General features: G+C 72.0%; 14 protein-coding genes and 1 pseudogene. 9 read left to right on the top strand and 6 right to left on the bottom strand.

The features are described from left to right. Positions 1 to 51: 51 nt before the first annotated feature. From UW392_RS18790 to UW392_RS18775, 4 genes are all read left to right on the top strand, one after another. Positions 52 to 651, top strand: coding sequence for a TetR/AcrR family transcriptional regulator (locus UW392_RS18790; RefSeq protein ID WP_320776182.1), 600 nt, complete (start codon positions 52 to 54; stop codon positions 649 to 651). A 101-nt stretch (positions 652 to 752) separates the two neighbouring features. Next, the gene (locus UW392_RS18785; RefSeq protein ID WP_320776181.1) at positions 753 to 1910 is read left to right on the top strand and encodes an acyl-CoA dehydrogenase family protein; all 1158 of its coding nucleotides are present in this window, start codon (positions 753 to 755) and stop codon (positions 1908 to 1910) included. A gap of 10 nt (positions 1911 to 1920) precedes the next feature. Continuing rightward, positions 1921 to 2793 (top strand): acyl-CoA thioesterase II, encoded by an 873-nt coding sequence (locus tag UW392_RS18780; RefSeq protein WP_320776180.1) that lies wholly within the window; start codon positions 1921 to 1923, stop codon positions 2791 to 2793. Positions 2794 to 2798: 5 nt separating this feature from the next. After that, positions 2799 to 3806 carry a cation diffusion facilitator family transporter gene (locus UW392_RS18775; protein WP_320776179.1) on the top strand — a complete coding sequence of 336 codons (1008 nt, stop codon included), beginning with the start codon at positions 2799 to 2801 and terminating at the stop codon, positions 3804 to 3806. On the opposite strand, the gene UW392_RS18770 is transcribed toward UW392_RS18775, so the two are convergent. Next, entirely contained in the window at positions 3745 to 4533 is a 789-nt protein-coding gene (locus UW392_RS18770; protein WP_320776178.1) for a phosphatase, read from the bottom strand. The genes UW392_RS18775 and UW392_RS18770 overlap by 62 nt on opposite strands. 161 nt (positions 4534 to 4694) lie before the next feature. On the opposite strand from UW392_RS18770, the gene speB reads away from it, so the two are divergent. Together speB and UW392_RS18760 are read left to right on the top strand one after the other, a co-directional pair. Continuing rightward, positions 4695 to 5663: an agmatinase gene (speB, locus tag UW392_RS18765; protein WP_320776177.1), complete on the top strand. Its 969-nt coding sequence runs from the start codon at positions 4695 to 4697 to the stop codon at positions 5661 to 5663. Next, positions 5660 to 7345 (top strand): thiamine pyrophosphate-binding protein, encoded by a 1686-nt coding sequence (locus tag UW392_RS18760; protein ID WP_320776176.1) that lies wholly within the window; start codon positions 5660 to 5662, stop codon positions 7343 to 7345. The genes speB and UW392_RS18760 overlap by 4 nt, the downstream gene beginning before the upstream one ends. A 4-nt stretch (positions 7346 to 7349) precedes the next feature. Here UW392_RS18760 and UW392_RS18755 read toward each other — a convergent pair whose 3' ends face one another. From UW392_RS18755 to UW392_RS18740, 4 genes and pseudogenes are all read right to left on the bottom strand, one after another. Next, the gene (locus tag UW392_RS18755; RefSeq protein ID WP_320776175.1) at positions 7350 to 8144 is read right to left on the bottom strand and encodes an endonuclease I family protein; all 795 of its coding nucleotides are present in this window, start codon (positions 8142 to 8144) and stop codon (positions 7350 to 7352) included. A 162-nt stretch (positions 8145 to 8306) separates the two neighbouring features. After that, complete coding sequence (locus UW392_RS18750; protein WP_320776174.1) at positions 8307 to 10532, bottom strand: ArnT family glycosyltransferase; 2226 nt, start codon at positions 10530 to 10532, stop codon at positions 8307 to 8309. Between the two features lie 44 nt (positions 10533 to 10576). Further along, positions 10577 to 10807: a DUF397 domain-containing protein gene (locus tag UW392_RS18745; RefSeq protein ID WP_320776173.1), complete on the bottom strand. Its 231-nt coding sequence runs from the start codon at positions 10805 to 10807 to the stop codon at positions 10577 to 10579. Then, positions 10800 to 11470: pseudogene (locus tag UW392_RS18740) on the bottom strand (helix-turn-helix domain-containing protein). The gene UW392_RS18745 and the pseudogene UW392_RS18740 overlap by 8 nt, the downstream one beginning before the upstream one ends. Positions 11471 to 11580: 110 nt before the next feature. On the opposite strand from UW392_RS18740, the gene UW392_RS18735 reads away from it, so the two are divergent. Further along, a complete protein-coding gene (locus UW392_RS18735; protein WP_320776172.1) occupies positions 11581 to 11862 on the top strand; it encodes a hypothetical protein in 282 nt (93 codons plus the stop codon). Between the two features lie 15 nt (positions 11863 to 11877). On the opposite strand, the gene UW392_RS18730 is transcribed toward UW392_RS18735, so the two are convergent. Further along, positions 11878 to 12522 (bottom strand): dihydrofolate reductase family protein, encoded by a 645-nt coding sequence (locus tag UW392_RS18730; protein WP_320776171.1) that lies wholly within the window; start codon positions 12520 to 12522, stop codon positions 11878 to 11880. 129 nt (positions 12523 to 12651) lie between these two features. On the opposite strand from UW392_RS18730, the gene UW392_RS18725 reads away from it, so the two are divergent. Continuing rightward, positions 12652 to 13695 carry an esterase-like activity of phytase family protein gene (locus UW392_RS18725; protein ID WP_320776170.1) on the top strand — a complete coding sequence of 348 codons (1044 nt, stop codon included), beginning with the start codon at positions 12652 to 12654 and terminating at the stop codon, positions 13693 to 13695. 58 nt (positions 13696 to 13753) lie between these two features. Beyond that, entirely contained in the window at positions 13754 to 17473 is a 3720-nt protein-coding gene (locus UW392_RS18720) for an ABC transporter ATP-binding protein (RefSeq protein WP_320776169.1), read from the top strand. The last annotated feature ends 122 nt before the right edge of the window (positions 17474 to 17595 follow it).

Raw genomic sequence — 17595 nt, 5'->3', positions numbered from 1 at the left:
CGTATGTCCCACAGGTTAACGACCGCTAACCTCCCTGTCTAGAATTGGCGCATGGCCACGAGAACCGACGCCCCGACCCGACGCGAGCAGATCCTGAAGGAGGCCGCGCGGCTCTTCGCCGAGCGCGGTTTCCACGGGGTGGGCGTGGACGAGATAGGGGCGGCGGTCGGCATCAGCGGGCCGGGTCTGTACCGGCACTTCGCCGGCAAGGACGCGATGCTCGCCGAGCTGCTGGTCGGCATCAGCGGTCAGCTCCTGACGGGTGCGAAGCGGCGGCTGGCCGAGGCCGGTGAGGGCGCCCCGGAGGCGGTCCTCGACTCGCTGATCGAGGGCCACATCGACTTCGCGCTCGACGACCGCCCGCTCATCACCCTGCACGACCGCGAGCTGGACCGCCTCCGGGACAGCGACCGCAAGCTGGTGCGCCAGCTCCAGCGGCAGTACGTCGAGCTGTGGGTGGAGGTGGTGCGCGGGGTCTGGCCCGCCGTCGCCGAGCCCACCGCCCGCTCGGCCGTCCACTCGGTCTTCGGCCTGCTGAACTCCACCCCGCACCTCGGCCGCCCCGGCTCGCTGCCGGGCCGGGCGGGCACCGCCTCGCTGCTGCACCGCATGGCCCGCGGCGCGTTCGCGGCGGCGGCGGAGGGGGAGTGACGAGGGTTACCCGCTGGGCACTCTGGACGCCTCTGCCTACCCGCCGGTACGGTGAACTCTGAGCAAGCGCTTAGACAGACGTACCCGGTGGAGGTGGCGGCATGCGCCGTACGGTGTTCAACGAGGATCACGAGGCGTTCCGGGAGACCCTCCGCGCCTTCATCGAGGCCGAGGTCGTACCGGAGTACGACAAGTGGTTCACCGAGGGCATCGTGCCCCGCGAGTTCTACTACAAGCTCGCCGAGCTGGGCCTCTTCGGCATCAACGTCCCCGAGGAGTTCGGCGGCGCCGGCCTGGAGAGCCACAAGTTCGAGGCGGTCCAGTACGAGGAGACCGCCCGCGCGGGCGTCACCTTCGGCGGCTCCGGCGTGCACGTGCTGCTCGCCCTGCCCTACCTCAAGATGCTCGCCACCGACGAGCAGAAGAAGCGCTTCCTGCCCAAGTTCGTCTCCGCCGAGGAGATGTGGGCGATCGCGATGACCGAGCCGGGCACCGGCTCCGACCTCGCGGGCATGAAGTCCACCGCCAAGCTGAGCGAGGACGGCACCCACTACGTCCTCAACGGCGCCAAGACCTTCATCACCGGCGGCGTCCACGCCGACCGCGTCATCGTCTGCGCCCGCACCGCACCGCCCACGGCCGAGGACCGCCGCCACGGCATCTCCCTCTTCGCCGTCGACACCAAGTCCGAGGGCTACTCCGTCGGCCGCAAGCTCGACAAGCTCGGCCTGAAGACCTCCGACACCGCCGAGCTGGCCTTCGTCGACGTCAAGGTCCCCGTCGAGGACCTCCTCGGCGAGGAGAACAAGGGCTTCTCCTACCTCGGCGCCAACCTGCCCTCCGAGCGCTGGGGCATCGCCTTCGGCGCCTACGCGCAGGCCAAGGCCGCCGTCCGGTTCGCCCAGAACTACGTCACCGACCGCACGGTCTTCGGCAAGACCGTCGCGTCCTTCCAGAACACCAAGTTCGAGCTGGCCGCCTGCCAGGCCGAGGTCGACGCCGCCGAGGCCGTCGCCGACCGCGCCCTGGAAGCCCTGGACGCCGGTGAGCTGACCGCCGCCGAGGCCGCCTCCGCCAAGCTCTTCACCACCGAGGTCGCGCACCGCGTCATCGACCGCTGCCTCCAGCTGCACGGCGGCTACGGCTACATGAACGAGTACCCGATCGCCCGCCTGTACGCCGACAACCGCGTCAACCGCATCTACGGCGGCACCAGCGAGGTCATGAAGATGATCATCGCGAAGAACATGGGCCTGTGACCCACCCGGCATGAGCGAGGCTCTCGACTCCCTGCTCGATCTGCTCGACCTGGAGCGGATCGAGCGGGACATGTTCCGCGGCCGGTCCCGGTCCGCCGTCGTCCCCCGCGTCTTCGGCGGACAGGTCGCGGCCCAGGCCATGGTCGCCGCCGGGCGCACCGTCCCCGAGGACCGGCACGCCCACTCCCTGCACGCCTACTTCCTGCGCCCCGGCGACCCCGGCGCGCCCATCGTCTACGAGGTCGACCGGCTCCGCGACGGCCGCTCCTTCACCACCCGCCGCGTCGTCGCCGTCCAGCACGGCAAACCGGTCTTCACGCTGTCGGCCTCCTTCCAGCTGTACGAGGACGGCCTCGACCACCAGGAGCCGATGCCGCCCGCGCCGGACCCGGAGACGCTCCCCACCAACGCCGAGCGGCTGCGCTCCTACCCGCACCTGCCCGCCGCGACGGTCGACCGGTTCCTCGAAGCCCGCGCCGCCGTGGACCTGCGGTACGTCAACGACCCCCCGTACGGCGACTACGGCACCCCCCGCGAGCCGCGCTCCCAGGTCTGGTTCCGCACCGCCGGCAAACTCGCCGACGACCCGCTCCTGCACACCGTCCTCGCCACGTACGTCTCCGACATGACCCTCCTCGACTCCGTGCTCCTCGCGCACGGCCGGGGCGGCTGGGCCGTCGGCGACGTCGTCGGGGCCTCCCTGGACCACGCCATGTGGTTCCACCGGCCCTTCCGCGCCGACGAATGGCTCCTCTACGACCAGCGGTCCCCGTCGGCGCACGGCGGCCGGGGCCTCGGCCAGGCCAGCATCTACACCCAGGACGGGCGACTCGCCCTGTCGGTGATCCAGGAAGGCGTGGTCCGCGTCCCTCGGGAACACTGAGGACCATGGCGGTAAACGATCACCCATCAGGCACGGGCGGCGGCGAGAGCACCACGACGGTCATCGTCGCCGCCGTCGCCAACCTCGGCATCGCCCTGGCCAAAGCCGTCGCGGGCGTCATCAGCGGCTCCAGCGCCATGCTCTCCGAAGCCGCGCACTCCGTCGCCGACACCGTCACCGAGGTCCTGCTGCTGACCTCCCTCAAACGCGGCGCCCGCCCCGCCGACGAGGACCACCCCCTCGGCCACGGCCCCGAGCGGTACATCTGGGCGCTGCTCGCCGCCGTCGCCACCTTCGTCGGCGGCGCCGTCTTCTCGATCTACGACGGCGTCCACACCCTCGCCCGGGGCGAGGAACTCGGCGACCCGCTCCTGTCCTACCTCGTCCTCGCCGTCGCCTTCCTGCTGGAGGGCTACTCCCTGCGCACCGGCGTGAAACAGGCCCGCGGCGAGGCCGCCCGCGCCCGGGTACCGTTCGGCCGCTATCTGCGCCGCACCCCCGACACCGCCGTCAAGGCCGTCGTCATGGAGGACTCCGCCGCCCTCGTCGGCCTGGTCCTCGCCGCCGGCGGACTCCTCGGCGGACAGCTCACCGGCTCGGGCGTCTGGGACGGCGCCGCGTCCCTGTGCATCGGCGCGCTGCTGCTCCACGTCGCCTGGGTGCTCGGCCGGTCCAACGCCGAGTTCCTCATCGGCCGCGCGCTGCCCCGCCCCGCACGCGAACGCATCCGCGCCGAACTGCTGGCGATCGAGCCCATCGACGCCGTACTCGAACTGACCACCCTCGTCCAGGGACCCCGCGAGGCACTGGTCGCCGCCAAGGTCGACTTCCGGGACATCGCGACCGCCGCCCAGGTCGAACGGGCCTCGGAACAGGCCGAGCGGCGGCTGCGGGAACTGTTCCCGATGGTGCGCCGGGTCTACCTGGACCCGACGCCCGGCGGGACCGCGGCTACGCCAGACCCGCCTCCGCCAGCAGATACGCCGTCATCGGGTCGTAGTAGCGGGGGCTGAGGACATGGTCGTCCAGCGGGATCGTCACCTGCACGGTCCCCTCGGACTCGGCGAGGAACAGCGCCGGGTCGTTGCAGTCGGCGTACCCGCACGAGTCCACCCCGTGCTGCCCCGCGTACCCCGCCCAGCCGTGGTCGGCGACGACCAGGTCGGGCAGCGGACGGCCCTCGCGCTCCAGCCCGGTCAGGATCGCCTTCATCGGCTCGCCCGAGTGCGTGTGCCACAGCGTGGCGCCGTGCTCCAGCACCGCCACGTCCGCGAACTGCACCACGTACCCCTCGTCCGTCTGCAACCCCTCCGGGATCACGACGATCTCGCAGCCCGCCGCCCGCAGCGCGGCGGCCGTCGCGCGGTGCACGTCCAGCAGACCCCCCGGGTGACCGGTGGCGAACAGCACCCGCTGCGCACTGTCGGCCGCCTTGCGCAGCCGCCCCGCGAGCCGTTCGAGACCGGCCACGGTCAGCTCCGGGTCGATGGTGTCCTGCCCGTACCGGTGCTCGGCGTCGTCGTCGACGCCGACCCGCTCCGCCATCACCGCGAGCACGTCCTGCTCGTCGGTCCAGCGGTCGCCCAGTTCCAGGCCGAGCCAGTAGTTGCGGTCGCCGTTCGCCAGCTTCCGGTAGTGCGAGAGGTTGTTCTCGCGGGGCGTGGCGACCTCGCCCGCGATCCGGGTACGGACGAGATGGTCGACGAGTTCGGCGCGGCTGGGTGTCACGGGTATCGGCATGACTCCCATTGTGGGGCAGCCGCCGGTACGAGTCCTCGCCACGTCACCCGAGGGGACGCGGGCCACCACCTTCGTTGTGTACGTTCCGGCGGGTGGGCACGGCCCCGGATGGAGGAAACGTACACTTCGCAGCCGCTCCCCGGCCGCCTAGGGTCGAAGCCATGAGCAGCAACGACACCCCCCGCGGACCCGTCGACTCCTCCCGGGTCCCGCGCTACGCCGGGCCCGCCACCTTCGCCCGGCTGCCCCGCCTGGACGAGGTCCCGGCCGCCGACGTCGCCGTCGTGGGCGTCCCCTTCGACTCCGGCGTCTCCTACCGGCCCGGCGCCCGCTTCGGCGGCAACGCCATCCGCGAGGCGTCCCGCCTGCTGCGCCCGTACAACCCCGCGCAGGACGCCTCGCCGTTCGCCCTCGCCCAGGTCGCCGACGCCGGTGACATAGCCGTCAACCCCTTCCGCATCGAGGAGGCCGTCGAGACGGTCGAGGCCGCCGCCGACGACCTGCTCGCCACCGGCGCCCGCCTGATGACCCTCGGCGGCGACCACACCATCGCCCTGCCGCTGCTGCGCTCCGTCGCCAAGATCCACGGACCCGTGGCCCTGCTCCACTTCGACGCCCACCTCGACACCTGGGACACCTACTTCGGCGCCGAGTACACCCACGGCACGCCCTTCCGCCGCGCCGTCGAGGAGGGCATCCTCGACACGTCCGCCCTCTCCCACGTCGGCACCCGCGGCCCGCTCTACGGCAAGCAGGACCTCACCGACGACGAGAAGATGGGCTTCGGCATCGTGACGTCGGCGGACGTCATGCGGCGCGGCGTCGACGAGGTCGCCGACCAGCTCCGCCAGCGCGTCGGCGACCGCCCGCTGTACATCTCGATCGACATCGACTGCCTCGACCCGGCGCACGCCCCCGGCACCGGCACCCCCGAGGCCGGCGGCATGACCTCCCGGGAACTCCTGGAGATCCTGCGCGGCCTGGCATCGTGCAACCTGGTGTCGGCGGACGTCGTCGAGGTGGCCCCCGCGTACGACCACGCGGAGATCACGTCGGTGGCGGCCTCCCACACCGCGTACGAACTGACCACCCTCATGACCCGCACGATTGCCGAGGCGCGTTCCCGATGACCCACGACCACGACCTGGTCCTCCGCCCGACCGCCGCCCAGACGGAGGCCGCGCTCGCCCCGCCCGCCGGCCGCACCGGCGCGGACCTGGTCGTGGAGACCCTCGCGGGCCTCGGCGCGACCACCGTCTTCGGACTCCCCGGCCAGCACGCGCTCGGCCTGTACGACGCCCTGCACCGCTCCTCCTTGCGCTACGTCGGCCTGCGCATGGAGAACAACGCGGCCTTCGCCGCCGACGCCTACGGCCGCGTCACCGGGGAGGCCGCACCCCTGCTGCTCTCCACCGGCCCCGGCGCCCTCATGTCACTGCCCGCGCTCCAGGAGGCCCGCGCCGCCTCCGCGCCCGTACTGGCGATCTCCAGCCAGGTCCCGGTCGCGGGCCTGGGCGGCGGCCGCCACGGCTACCTCCACGAACTCCCCGACCAGGCGGCGTCGTTCCGGGGCGTCGTGAAGTCCGTGCACACCGTCCGCACCCGGTCGCAGATCCCGTCCGCGATCGCCGAGGCGTGGCAGTCCGCGCTGACCGCCCCGCACGGCCCGGTGTGGGTGGAGATCCCGCAGGACGTCCTGGCCGCCGAGGCGGTGCTGCCGGTGGTGACCGGCGTGGACGCCGCCCCCGAGGAACTGGTCCCCCGGGTGGAGCTGACCGCCGTCGCCGCCGACCTGCTGACCCGCGCCGAACGCCCCGCGATCGTCGCCGGCGGCGGAGTGGTCCGCGCGGACGCCTCCCGCAAACTCCGCCAGCTCGCCGAACGCCTCGCCGCGCCCGTCGTCACCACCTTCGGCGGCAAGGGCGCCTTCCCCGCCGCCCACCCGCTCTCGCTGGGCTCCTGGCTGGAGGACCGGCACATCACGGACTTCCTGGAGGACGCCGACGTCCTCCTCGTGGTCGGCTCCGGCCTCGGCGAACTCTCCTCGAACTACCACACGTTCGAGCCCCGCGGCCGGGTCGTCCAGATCGAGGCCGACCTCGGCAAACTGGAGTCCAACCACCCCGCCCTCGGCATCCACGCCGACGCCCGCCTCGCCCTCCAGGCCCTGCTGGAGACGGCCGGGGAGCGCACCGACCCCGGCGCCGCGGAGCGGGTACGCGCCGTACTGGACCGGGTCCGCGCCCGCCTCGACGCCCAGGATCTCGCCCTGGAGCGGAGGGTGCTGGACGCGGTACGCCGCGCCCTGCCGGCCACCGCGCCGTCCTTCTGGGACATGACGATCCTGGCCTACTGGGCCTGGTCGGCGTTTGACGCCAAGGGCCCCAACACCATGCACTCGGCGCAGGGCGCCGGCGGCCTCGGCTACGCCTTCCCGGCCGCGCTCGGCGCGGCCGTCGCCGACCCGACCCGCCCCGTGCTCGCGGTGTCGGGCGACGGCGGCGCGCTGTACTCGACCGCCGAACTCGCCACCGCCCGCCAGCACGGCCTCGACGTCACCTGGCTGATCGTCGACGACGGCGGCTACGGCATCCTGCGCGATTACATGACCGACGCCTACGGCGAGGCCACGGCGACCGACCTGACCGGCCCGGACTTCGTGGCGCTCGCCGAGTCGTTCGGCGTACCGGCGGTCCGCACCTCCCCGGAGACGCTGGAGAAGGACCTCGCCGGGGCGCTGGCCACCCCGGGACCGTCGGTGGTCGTGCTCCCGGCGGTCCTGCGGATGTTCGCGCCGACCCACCTGGGCTGACGGCCTACCAGATCGCCTCGACCCACTCCGGGTGGTCGATGAACGGGTTCCGGTTGTGCTGGTAGCTGTCGTAGATGACCTGGTTGCGCTTCTCCTCGAAGGCGCTGGGCGGGTCCTCGTCGTTCCACTGCTTGAGCACGGAGAGCTTGCCGATGTACGGGTTGCTGCCGTTGTTGACCTTCTCGTTGGGCTCCAGGTCGGCCCAGCCGTCGTCGCCCTCGTAGCGCACGGCCATGTAGAGGATCATCCGCGCGACGTCGCCCTTGTCGGCGTCGCGCGGCTCGAAGGAGTCGGAGTCGGTGAGGCTGCCGCCACCGTTGGACACGGTGCTGCCGCCGTTGTCGAAGTCCTTGTTGCCGCGGACGCTGTTGACCTGGACGTCGGCCGGACGCAGGTGGTGCAGGTCGGTGCCGGGGCCGGTCGCCTCGCCGAAGTCGCCGTGGGACTTGGCCCAGGTGTGCTCGCGGTTCCAGTCGCCGACGTCACCGCCGTTGAGGGACTTGCTGCGGGAGACGCCGCTGTAGAGCAGGATCACGTTGCCGCTGTTGTTCGGGTCCTGGTCGGTCGCCTTCAGCGCGTCCCAGACCGCCGAGTACGAGATCTTCGTCTGGCTGCTGATGATCGTGTGCAGTGAGGACTTGAGGCTCGTCCCCGTCTTGCCGATCGCGTTCTTGTAGTACGTGCTGTCGTAGTCCGTCGTCGTGGCGGTCGCCGTGGGGGATGCGGCGGCGAGGCCGGCGAGGACGACGGCCGTGGCGAGCGCCACCGCGGTGCGGCGCCGTGTGCGTATCGCGAGCATGTGGGGTGTCCGATCTACGCGTGTTGAATGGAGCGGTGACGCGAGAGTGACATGAACATGCGGCGAATGGATGGACTTTGCGTGTCCATTACGTAAGCCGACGCCGGACGGCCCGTCCTCTCCTTCGAAAGAGGACGGGCCGCACATGCGTACGGGGGAGGGTCAGGTGACGTCCGCCGGGTCGAGCCGGTAGAGCGAGGAGGAAGATGACGAGGACTGGCTGCTGTCGCTGTCGTCGCTGTCGGCGCTGTAGTCGCTCGCGTCCACCGCCGTGCCGTGCTTCTGCACCCACTCGGTGACCTCGGTGCTCAGCGAGGAGTCGCCGCCCATGCCTCCGCCGCCCATGCCGCCGCCGGAGAGCTGGATGTAGTGCAGCTGCCCGCTCTTCACCAGCTCCTTGAGCTTGGCCAGGGTCATCGCCTTGTCGCTGCCGGACCAGCCCCACATCGAGATGACCGGCTCACCGCTGCTCAGGATGAGCTGCGCGGCGCTCTGCGAACTGGACACGGCGAGCAGCCACGTCGCACCGTCCTGGTGCTTCTTCAGGTACGAGACGAGTTCGGTGCTGGTTCCGTCCATGCCGCCGCCCATGCCGCCGCCGCCCATGCCGCCACCCGGGCCGCCGGTGCCGTTCTCGGACGTGCCGCCCGCTTCGGAGGAGCCGTCCTCGGACGAGCCGCTGGGAGGCGTGCCGCCGCCCTGGGGGGCGTCGCCCCCGCTGGGGAAGCCGCCGCCCGCCTGGCCGCCGGGCATCTCGCCACCGCCGCCCGGCATCTGGCCGCCGCCCGGCATCTGACCACCGCTCTGCGCGCCTCCCTCTCCTTCTCCGTCTCCGCTACCGCCGCCGGGGCCGCCGGCCATGCCGCCTCCGCCGCCGCCCGGTCCGCCCATCCCGCTGCCGGTCGTCGGACCGGCCGTCGGGTTGGTGCCGCCCATGCCGCCGCCCGAACCGGACGGGACCGACCAGGCGTACGCCGCCGGACCCGCCACGGAGGCGACGACCGCGGCGGCCACCGAGACCGCGAGGAGCCGGACGCGGCGGCCGGAGCGGAAGACCAGCAGGCCCGCGATGGCCAGCGCCATCACCACCGCGATCGCCGGCCACAGCCAGGTGTTCCAGCCCGAGGCGCGGCGCAGCAGCACGATCGCCCAGATCCCGGTGATCCCGAGGGCCAGGGGGAGGACCCACACCCAGCGCCGGTCGGCGCGGAAGGCGCGCAGCAGCATCACGCCGCCGCCTCCGCACAGCGCCGCGATGCCGGGCGCGAGCGCGGTCGTGTAGTACGGGTGCATCGTGCCCTCGGCCATGCTGAACGTCAGGAAGTGCAGCGCGGTCCAGCCGCCCCACAGCACCAGCGCGGCCCGGGTCAGGTCGGTGCGCGGCGCGCGTCCGCACAGCACCAGGCCGCCGACGAGCGCGATGCCCGCGAAGGGCAGCAGCCAGGAGATCTGGCCGCCCAGCACGTCGTTGAACATCCGGCCGATCCCGGCGGTCCCGGCGAAGCTGCCCCCGCCTCCGCCGCCGCCCCCGCCGTTGCCGTCACCGCCGAAGACCCGGCCGAGGCCGTTGTAGCCCATGATCAGGTCCCAGGCGCTGCCGTCGGTGGAGCCGCCGATGTAGGGCCGCGAGTCGGCGGGGACCATGGACACGGCCGCCGCCCACCAGAAGGACGACACCGCCAGCGCGACGGCGGCGAGCACCAGGTTCCGTACCTTCTTCACCCAGCCGAGCCGCGAGGCGTACACGTACACCAGGAAGACGGCAGGCAGCGCGATGTACCCCTGGAGCATCTTCGTGTTGAAGGCCAGTCCGAAGCAGACCGCCGAGCCGAGCAGCGGCAGCAGCCGGTCGGTGCGGACCGCCCGCAGCCCCAGCGCCGCCCCGCTCACCATCAGGAAGACCAGCAGCGTGTCGGGGTTGTTGTCCCGGTTGATGGCGACGGTGATCGGGGTGAGGGCGAGGACCAGCGCGGCGACCGTCGCCGCGCCGTGGCCCCACACCCGCTTCACCGACGTGTGCAGGATCCAGATCGTCGCCAGCGCGGCCACGATCATCGGCGCCATCATCTGCCAGGTGCCGTACCCGAAGACCCGGCACGACAGGCCCATCACCATCAGCGCCAGCGGCGGCTTGTCGACGGTGAGGAAGTTCCCCGCGTCCAGCGACCCGAAGAACCACGCCTTCCAGCTCTCGGTGCCGCTGAGGACGGCGGCGCTGTAGAAGCTGTTGAGTCCGGAGGAGGACAGGTTCCAGGAGTACAGCACCCCGGCCAGGACGAGGATCGCCAGGAGAGCGGGCAGCGACCAGCGGGGCGCGGCGGGCGTGCGCGGGGGTGCCTCGGGGGGCCCGGCGCTCGCGGTGGTCTGGGGATCGGTGGCTGATGTCACCGGACCACCTTCCACACTCGCGATGAGTGCGGACTGTCCCGTGTCTAGGAGCAGTCTGTGAATGCGTGAGCCTGCCGTACGGCTCCGACGAACGCCGCCCACCCCGAGACGGAGAACACCACGGCGGGCCCGTCCCCGACCTTGGAATCGCGCACGGGCACCCCGCCCCCGTATCCGTCGATGACTTCCAGGCAACTCCCCGCCTGGTCATTGCTGTACGAAGACTTCCGCCAGCCGTTCAGCGCCGCGGCGTTGCTCATGGTCCCGTCAGACATGGCGTTCATGCTCCTTCGCGATTGCCCTGAGCAGGGACAGTGTTTCCTCGGCCGGCAGCGCGTTGCCCAGCGTGAAGTCGTAGCGATGCTGCAACTCCTGCACCACGGCCGGAGCGTCGTGCACCTTGCCCATGAACAGGCCCTCTCCGTATGCCACCGGGGGCTGATCCTCGAACCACATCAGCGTATACATGTTGCCCAGGAGGGGATGCGCTCCGACGGCGAAGGGGACGATGTGGAGCTGGATCCGTGCGCTCTCCGCAAGGCGTACGAGATGGCTGATCTGCTCCGACATGACTCCGGGCTCACACGGGGATAAGCCGGGGTGAGAACCGCGCGCGCGTATCTTTCGGTCTGGAGGATGCCCGGGACGAACGACAGGGCGAACTCCCGGATCATCACCGCCTGTTGTTCGAGCAGGCGTACCGCCTCGAAATAGTCGGCGACCGCAGGCTCCCCCTCCGGCAGGAAGCTGCTCAGCACATTCCCCGTGTTCAGGACCGCGTCCAGGCGCCGTGCGTCCTCCGGCGACGGCACACGCCGTCCCGCCTCGATGTGCGCGATGTGTGATCGCGTCATCAGGGCGAGGTCGGCCAGTTGCTGCTGTGTCGCCCCGGCGGCTTCCCGCTGCTGCTTGAGCCAGTTGCCGTAGGTGTTGCTCATCCGTCCGCCCCCGCGTGACAAAGCGCCCGTCACATCCGTACCCCTGGCGAGCCTAGCCGCGACGAATCCACTCTGTGAGCCCATCGCTACTCAGAGAGACGGCGGCCCAAATGACCGACCACTTCCGCATCGCCCGGCGACTTCCCTGGACCGGCCCGGAGGGCTACCCCTGCTACCTGCTGACCGACGGCACAGGACCCCTCTCCCGCCTCGCCGACACCATCGAGACCAAGCAGCTGGAGATGGCCAAGCAACTGCTCGCCCACGCCGACGACCTCCTCGCCGACCCCGGGTCGACATCCGACCAGCTCCGTTACCTCCTCACCTGCATGCGCGACGCCCTGACCGACGTACACCGCATCGCCCTGGACCGGCTCATCGCCAGCCCCTGACCCCGGCGGCTGCCGTCACCGACGCCAGAACAGGTGATGCGTCACCCCGCTCGCGCTCGGCACGACCTCCAGGTGGTACCGGTCGAGCAGTTCCTCGGGCGACTCCCACAGGCGCAGACCCGAGCCGAGAATCACCGGCGCCACCGCCACGTGCAGCGTGTCGACGAGTCCGGCGGTGAGGAACGCGCGGACGGTGGTGACCCCGCCACCGAGCCGTACGTCCTTGCCGCGCGCCGCCTCCCGGGCACGGGCGAGGACCGCCGCCGGGTCGCCGCCGACGAAGTGGAACGTGGTGTCGGAGAGGGTGATCGAGGGCCGCTCGTGATGGGTCAGGACCAGCACCGGCGTGTGGAACGGCGGCTCGTCGCCCCACCAGCCCCGCCACTCGTGGTCCGACCACGGACCCCGCTGGGGGCCGAACTTGTTGCGGCCCATGATCTCGGCGCCGATGTTCCGCGCGAAGTCACGGGTGAAGTAGTCGTCCAGGCCCCGGCTGCCCCCGGGATCGGTCCGCGCCGGCCAGCTCGCGGTGGCTCCGGCCCAGGAGAAGAGCCGTTCCGCGCCGGGCAGCCCGAACGGGTTCTCCAGGCTCTGCCGCTCACCGGCGGCGATCCCGTCGGCCGAGACACAGAAGTTCATGACGCGCAGCAACTGACCCACCGCATCCTCCTCGGTTCCCACGTTCCACATTTCACGGACACGTCGAACGAGAACGCCCCGGATCGACAACGGCCCACAAGTTCCCTTCCGCGCCCACCCCCCGTCACCCACCCGCCGTACCGTGCCGCCATGCACCCCTCCCGTCTGCGTACCGCACTCGCCGCCGTCACCGCCGGACTGGCGGCCGCCACCTGCCTCACGGCGGCCGGCGCCGCCGCCGCCGTGCCCCGCGCGGCCACCGGTACCGCCGCCTGCTCGCCCGCCGCGTCGATCACCGGTTTCTCCGACGCGCTCGACAAGACGACCTACGAGGACACCTACGTCGGCAACTTCTCCGCGCTGGCCACGGACCGCCACGGCACGGTCGCCGCCCTCTCCGACCGCTCCTCCCTCTTCCGCCTCGATGCCAGGACCCTGGAGCCCCGCTCCGTGATCCCGCTCGCCGACGAGAACGGCGCCGCGCTGGACAGCGAGGGACTCGTCGTCGACAGGGACGGCACCTACCTGGTCTCCTCCGAGACCGAGCCCTCCGTACGCCGCTACTCCCGGACCGGGAAGATCCTCGACCGCCTCCCCGTGCCGGACGCGCTGCGGACCGCCCCCGCCGGGCGCGCCCGGTCCAACGGCAGCTTCGAGGGGCTGACCCTGCTCGCGGACGGCCGGACCCTCGTCGCGTCGATGGAGTACGCGCTGAGCGGCGACGACACCGGTCTCGTCCGCCTCCAGACCTGGCAGCGGACGGAGAGCGGCCACTGGCGGCTCGGCGCGCAGTACGCCTACCCGGTCGACGACGGCCTCGGCGTTCCCGAGATCACCGCCACGCCCGACGGGAGTCTGCTCGTCCTGGAGCGCGGCTTCACCTCCGGCGTCGGCAACACCGTCCGCCTCTACCTGGCCGACACCCGCCGCGCCACGGACACCAGCCGTACGGAGACCCTCACCGACCGTGTCCGCGCGGTCCGCAAGACCCTCCTCACCGACCTCGCCTCCTGCCCCTCCCTCGGCGCCACCGCCAAGCAGCCCCAGCCCAACCCCCTGCTGGACAACATCGAGGGCATGGCGGTCACCGGCCGGACCAAGGGCCGTCTCGACGTGCTCCTCGTCAGCGACGACAACGAGAACGCCACCCAGACGACCCGCTTCTACCGGCTGCGAATTGTTGCGGCGGGATGAAATCGCCTCGTCGCGGCGTTGGTGACTCCGGCAGATCAGGACGACCGGAGGGCACCGCGTGGACGAGCAACAGGGCTGGGCACGGCGACTGGCGGGTTACGCCTGGCGGCACCCCAAGGACGTCGTCCTCGCCCTCGGCGCCTCGCTGGGCGGCATGGCCGTCATGGCGGTCGTCCCGCTGATCACCAAGGTGATCATCGACGACGTCATCGGGGACGGGACCCGGTCCATGGGGACCTGGGCCGGGCTCCTGGTCGGCGCCGCGATCATCGTCTACGCCCTCACCTTCGTCCGCCGCTACTACGGCGGCCGGCTCGCCCTGGACGTCCAGCACGACCTGCGCACCGACATGTACGGGACGATCACGCGGCTCGACGGGCGGCGGCAGGACGAACTGTCCACGGGGCAGGTCGTCGGCCGCGCCACCAGCGACCTCCAGCTGATCCAGGGCCTGCTCTTCATGCTGCCGATGACCATCGGCAACCTCCTGCTGTTCCTGATGTCCCTGGTGATCATGGCGTGGCTGTCGCCGCCGCTCACGCTCGTCGCCCTCGCCGTGGCACCCGCGATCTGGTTCATCGCCCGGCGCAGCCGCACCCGGCTGCACCCGGCCACCTGGTACGCGCAGGCCCAGGCGGCGGCGGTGGCCGGGGTGGTCGACGGCGCCGTCAGCGGCGTACGCGTGGTGAAGGGCTTCGGGCAGGAGGAGCAGGAGACCGGGAAGCTGCGGGGGATCGGCCGGAAGCTGTTCGCGGCGCGGCTGCGCACCATCCGCCTGAACGCCGCCTACACCCCGGCGCTCCAGGCGGTGCCCGCCCTCGGCCAGGTCGCCATGCTCGCCCTCGGCGGCTGGCTGGCCGTGCACGGGCACATCACCCTCGGCACGTTCGTCGCGTTCTCCACCTACCTCGCCCAGCTCGTCGGCCCGGTGCGGATGCTCGCCGTGGTCCTCACCGTCGGCCAGCAGGCCCGCGCCGGCACGGAACGCGTCCTGGAGCTGATCGACACCGCACCCGGCATCGAGGACGGCACCAAGGCGCTGCCCGCCGACGCGCCCGCCACCGTCGAGTTCGACGACGTGTCCTTCGGCTACGAGCCGGGCCGCCCGGTTCTCGACGGGCTGTCCCTCACGATCCGGGCCGGCGAGACCCTCGCCGTCGTCGGCGCCTCCGGCTCCGGCAAGTCGACCGTCTCGATGCTGCTGCCGCGCTTCTACGACGTGACGGGCGGCGCGGTCCTCGTCGGCGGGCACGACGTGCGTGAGCTGACCCTGGACTCGCTGCGGGCCGCGATCGCGCCGGTCCCGGAGGACTCCTTCCTCTTCTCCGACACCGTCCGCGCCAACATCGCCTACGGGCGGCCGGACGCGAGCGACGAGGAGATCGAGGCCGCCGCGCGGGCCGCGCAGGCCGACGGGTTCATCAGGGAGCTGCCCGACGGCTACGGCACGTCCGTCGGCGAGCAGGGACTGACGCTCTCCGGCGGTCAGCGCCAGCGCGTCGCTCTGGCCCGTGCGATCCTCACCGATCCCCGGCTGCTGGTCCTGGACGACGCGACGTCCGCCGTCGACGCCCGGGTGGAACACGAGATCCACGAGGCGCTGCGGGAGGTCATGCGGGACCGCACGACGCTGCTGATCGCGCACCGCCGTTCCACTCTGAACCTCGCCGACCGCATAGCCGTCCTCGACGCGGGCCGCCTAGCCGACATCGGTACGCACGAGGAACTCCAGGAGCGCTCCGCCCTCTACCGGCGGCTGCTCACCGACCCCGACGAGCTGGGCGGCGTCTCGCCCGGTCACACCGCGAGGACCGCCGCGCCCGCCGAGGACACCTCCGTCCGCGACGAACTGGACGCCGAGTTCGACGCGGAACGCGGCATCACCCCCCGGCTGTGGACCGGCGAACGCACCCCCAGGGACGCCGCCCTCGCCGGTACCCCCGCCACCCCCGAGCTGCTCGCGCAGGTCGACGCGCTCCCGCCGGCCACCGGCACCCCGGACATCGACGAGCGGGCCGCCGTACGGCCCGAGAAGTCCTACGGGCTGCGCCGCCTCCTGCGCGGCTTCGGCCGGCCCCTCCTCGTCAGCCTCGCGCTGGTCGCCGTCGACGCCGGGATGGGCCTGCTGCTGCCGGTGCTCATCCGGCACGGCATCGACGACGGCGTCACCCGGGCCGCGCTCGGCGCGGTCTGGGCCGCCTCGCTGCTCGGCCTGGTCGCGGTGCTCGCGCAGTGGACCGCGCAGCGCGGCGAGATCCGGATGACCGGCCGGACCGGCGAACGCGTCCTGTACTCGCTGCGGCTGAAGATCTTCGCCCAGCTCCAGCGGCTCGGCCTCGACTACTACGAGCGCGAGCTGACCGGCCGGATCATGACGCGGATGACGACGGACGTCGACGCGCTGTCGACGTTCCTCCAGACCGGCCTGGTCACCGCGTTCGTCTCCGTCGTCACCTTCTTCGGCATCATGGGCGTCCTGCTCGTCATCGACCTCCAGCTCGCCCTCGTCGTCTTCGCGACGCTGCCGCCGCTGATCATCGGCACGTACTTCTTCCGCAAGGCCAGCGTCAAGGCGTACGAACTGGCCCGGGAGCGGGTCTCCACGGTCAACGCCGACCTCCAGGAGACGGTGGCCGGACTCCGGATCGTGCAGGCGTTCCGGCGGGAGCACGACGGCGGGCGCCGGTTCGCCGAGCGCAGCCTGAGCTACCGCGAGGCCCGCATCCGCGGGCAGTGGCTGATCTCGGTCTACTTCCCGTTCGTGCAGCTGCTGGCGTCCGTCGCCGCGGCGGCCGTCCTCGTCGTGGGCGGCGGCCGGATCGACGACGCGACCCTGACCATCGGCGCGCTGGTGGCGTACCTGCTCTACATCGACCTGTTCTTCGCCCCCGTGCAGCAGCTCTCCCAGGTCTTCGACGGCTACCAGCAGGCGTCCGTGTCGCTCGGCCGCATCCAGGAGCTGCTGCGCGTACCGACGTCGACGAAGTCCGCCGACGAGCCCCTCGACGTGGAGTCGCTGCGCGGCGAGATCGCCTTCGAGGACGTGCGCTTCGCCTACGGCGCCGACGAGGAGGCCCTCACCGGCGTCGACCTGCGCATCCCCGCCGGGCAGACCGTCGCCTTCGTCGGCGAGACCGGCGCGGGCAAGTCGACACTGGTCAAGCTGGTGGCGCGGTACTACGACCCGACCGGCGGCCGGGTCACCGCCGACGGGCGGGACCTGCGCGACCTCGACCTGACCGCCTACCGGCACCGGCTCGGCGTCGTCCCCCAGGAGGCGTACCTCTTCCCCGGCACCGTCCGCGACGCCATCGCCTACGGCCGCCCCGACGCCGGCGACGCCGAGGTGGAGGCGGCGGCCCGCGCGGTCGGCGCGCACGAGATGATCGCCACCCTCGACGGCGGCTACCTGCACGAGGTCGCCGAACGCGGCCGCAACCTCTCCGCCGGCCAGCGCCAGCTCATCGCGCTGGCCCGCGCCGAACTCGTCGACCCCGACATCCTGCTCCTCGACGAGGCGACGGCCGCCCTCGACCTGGCCACCGAGGCGCAGGTCGACCAGGCGGCGGAACGCCTGGCGGGACGGCGTACGACACTCGTCGTCGCGCACCGGCTGACCACGGCCGCCCGCGCGGACCGGATCGTCGTGATGGACCACGGCCGGGTCGCCGAGGACGGCACCCACGAGGAACTCCTCGCGCGCGACGGGCGGTACGCGCGGCTGTGGCGGGCGTTCACCGGCGCCGCCGAACCCGAAGAGCCGGTCGCAGTGGGCTGACGACGGCGCGTACGCGGCGAAGGGCCGCGCAACCGACGGAGGTACGCCACGCGTCCGTAGCTCCGTACGTCAATGACCGTCGTACCGAAGGGGACCACCGTGGGCTCTCGCCCTGGTATACG

It is taken from the genome of Streptomyces sp. CRN 30 (assembly GCF_034105845.1).
The sequence above is the reverse complement of the archived record's forward strand: the minus strand, read 5'-3'. Positions and strand labels throughout refer to the sequence as shown.